General features: G+C 26.5%; 4 protein-coding genes and 1 pseudogene. All 5 read right to left on the bottom strand.

What is annotated here, in order from left to right; all coding sequences use genetic code 11:
* Positions 1–425 (bottom strand): bacteriophage T4 gp5 trimerisation domain-containing protein (locus AJ886_RS03915; RefSeq protein WP_410002370.1); only part of this gene is annotated, 425 nt, incomplete at its 3' end.
* 237 nt (positions 426–662) lie between these two features.
* The gene (locus tag AJ886_RS03910; protein ID WP_070240313.1) at positions 663–1,295 is read right to left on the bottom strand and encodes a hypothetical protein; all 633 of its coding nucleotides are present in this window, start codon (positions 1,293–1,295) and stop codon (positions 663–665) included.
* The gene (locus AJ886_RS03905) at positions 1,295–1,645 is read right to left on the bottom strand and encodes a DUF4299 family protein (RefSeq protein WP_044779597.1); all 351 of its coding nucleotides are present in this window, start codon (positions 1,643–1,645) and stop codon (positions 1,295–1,297) included. The genes AJ886_RS03910 and AJ886_RS03905 overlap by 1 nt, the downstream gene beginning before the upstream one ends.
* 70 nt (positions 1,646–1,715) lie before the next feature.
* A pseudogene (locus tag AJ886_RS10965) lies at positions 1,716–2,272 on the bottom strand (hypothetical protein).
* Positions 2,273–2,288: 16 nt separating this feature from the next.
* Positions 2,289–3,106 (bottom strand): TNT domain-containing protein (locus AJ886_RS03895; RefSeq protein WP_070287151.1); only part of this gene is annotated, 818 nt, incomplete at its 5' end.

The raw sequence follows: 3,106 nt of genomic DNA, 5'->3' as shown, positions 1-3,106 counted from the left end.
CCTACATTTAAGGTATTGCTTAATCCTACTATGGTATCTTTAGATAAGCCTACATTAGTTAAGTATTCTCCTCCTACATTGACATTTTTAGCTAAGTCTATGGTTTGAGTATGAATCTTTTTAATCCTTTCATTATAAATTCCATCCACTATAGAATCTTTATCATTTAAGATTCTTTGAGTGAAATTATGCTGGACTAATTCATCATAATCCTTTTGGGCTTTTAAATAAATTTGTTCTTTATCTTTTATATTTGAGAGGGTAAGTTCATTATAACCTTCTTCATTAACACCTATGGTTTTAGAAGAAAGAGAAGTTTGATGATCATTAAAAGGAAGATTTACTAAACTTGGATTGGTCCCATTGTACAAACTAGAGCTCACATAAGGTTTATCTATATCATCATCTAAAAAAGAAATAATCACTTCATCTCCTAACTTTCTTTGATAATGGCTTTAGTGATTTTAAAGGGTAGGGGATTTGAAGTAGAATTTGATATATCAAGACTCATATAAGAATTAAGGGACATTGATGATCCTTTTGGGGGTTGAGTTTATGGTGTTTATAATTTCACTATGTTTTTAATTTTTATATTTATTATTTTAACACAAATAGTCTAAATTTGAGTAGAAAAAGAAATTGCTTATTTTTGTTATTAAAATCTATTTTTTATCTAAATTTACTTCTATGATATTGAGTTCTTTTTCGCTGTTTTGTGTATTTTCTAAACGCAATTTTATTTTATTTGCACCCATAGGAGTTAAAATAGTAAAATATCTAATATTATTTTCATAAAAATCCCAAATTTCATCAAATTCCAAATAATTTGCTAATCCATATTCTTTAAACTCACATTCTTTATAGATTGATTTTAAAAATTTTGGCACTTCATTAATAATAAAAAGTATTTTGATTTTTTCTTTTTGAGAATTAATATCCAATTCTTTAATCAGATTATTTTGATATTCTTGCTTTATTATTTCTATTATTTTTTTATTATCACAATTTTTTAAATCATTAAGATTAACATCCATTTCTTTTTTTAACTCTAATTCTTGAGGAAAATAATTTGTATTCTTATAATCAGAAGCTTGTGGTAATAATATATTTAATTGTTCATCACTTTTAAAAATTAATTTCGCTATATTCATAATTTTAATATTTAATTCTAATATAGCGTAAAAATCTTTTTTAGAAAAAATTTTATCTACACCTTTTTTCATATTTACAATATCTAAATTCTCATCAGATAAAAATTCTACAAGTTTATTTAAAAATATAGGTTGAGGAAGCATTACCACCCTTTAAGCTCTAAGCTTTCAAGCTCTTCTAAACTCATTGCTCTAATTAAAATCCTTTCTTCTGATTGAATTAAAGAAAAATCTTGTAGTTTTTCTAGTGCTTCTTTATATTCTAAATATCCTAAAGGTTTATCTTCGCTAATGCTAAAAAAGCTTAATCTCCATTTGGCTTCTTTATCTTCATCATCTAATTCAAAATTTTCCCAAGGTTTTTTAAAAAGAATAGTATCTGTATCTTCACTTAGGGTGAAATTTATTATTAACCCATCGGGTGTTTCATAAAGTTTAGGTATAGCTTCATAAGCTTCTTCCCAACGCCTTTGTAAAAGTTTTAAATCTTCCATAAATTTTTCCTTAAATATAAAATGAAATTATAACTAAAAATCTTTTTATATTAAATCATAAGGAAAGTATTTACACAAAGCTAATTCTATTTTGTTTAATCATTCTAGCACGATTGATAAGAGCATAAAGGGCTATATTTTCATCATTAAATATCTCTTTGTAATATTTACTGTATCTATCCCCATCAAATTCAATACTTCTGTATTCTATAATTTCCGCTTTAGCATTAGTGATAAAAGAAATATATTTATCTCTTTGTTTATCGTGTTTGATACCTGCGCATAAAGGTTTAAGTGCTTCATCATACCAAATCACTTCTAGTTTTTCTTCTTTGATGATTTTTAATGCTACTTCTTTTGTTAGATATTCTTTAATGTCTTTTCCATCGTATTTTTTTGCTTATAATTCATTTTTAACATTTTATCAATTGCTTCTTTTTCACTATCAAAAGAATATTCATCTTCAACACCTCCTCTTTCTCCAATATAAACAGCTTCGTATTTATTATTATCAGAATCAAACCACATGGTAAGATGGTATTCTCCTGAATGTTTATAAGAAGGATACCAATCTGTATCAATCAACTTTTCTTCTTCTATAATTAATTCTGCTTGTTCTCTTGTCATTTTTTATCCTTTATTATTATATTTGTTTGATAAAACCTAATTGCATTAAGTTTTCTATGGAAATAGGAAGTTTAATTTGTGTTCCTCCACCTTCTTGTTCAAAGCATGGAGATATTTTACCTATTTTTGGGGAATGGAATTTGTTTTTTTCTTTTAATGTTTTAATATCTTTTTTTAATTCTTCATTCCCACTCATTCTAACCTTTCTATCAACACTCTCCATATTAATATCTTCTAATACTTCATATCTTTTATAGGTTTTTTGCATGGCTTCATTATCTTCATAAGGCAATGATCTTTTTTCATAAGGCATCACTCCTTTTTTCTCTTTAAAAGGACAAACAAAGCCACCTGAATTATCCCCATATCTGTCTAGTTTTGCCCCTTTTTTTAGAGTGATTTCTCTTGGTTTAGGTGGAATTTTATAACCATATTTATTAGGCCAATCAATCTCCCCATCTTCAAGAATATAATCAGGACTTCTAGGTTTTGGAGTATCTTTAGGCCATATTCCATTATGTTTATAAAGATGAACTTCTTTATCACTTACCTTACCTTTTTTATTTTCATTTTCCAAATATAAAAGCATTTTTGCTTTCTCTTTGCTTTTTTGTGCCGCTCCTAATTTATCTCCTATCCCTTGCCATCTTATCCTATCATACTTAATCTTAGCAAGAGGACTAGCTTGTATTTTAGCTAAAGCAAATTTAATTTTATTCTTTTTAGGTATAGCAAATATAGGATAACCTTTTATACTCATTCCTATCAAACCCATTTGTAACACAGAATGTTTATTATTAACTTTATGATCTGAATAAGTATAAGCAAATACCA

This window comes from Campylobacter sp. BCW_6465 (genome assembly GCF_001762815.1).
Lineage (GTDB): Bacteria > Campylobacterota > Campylobacteria > Campylobacterales > Campylobacteraceae > Campylobacter_D > Campylobacter_D jejuni.
Note: the sequence above shows the minus strand (reverse complement) of the source record. Positions and strands in the feature narration are given on the sequence as shown.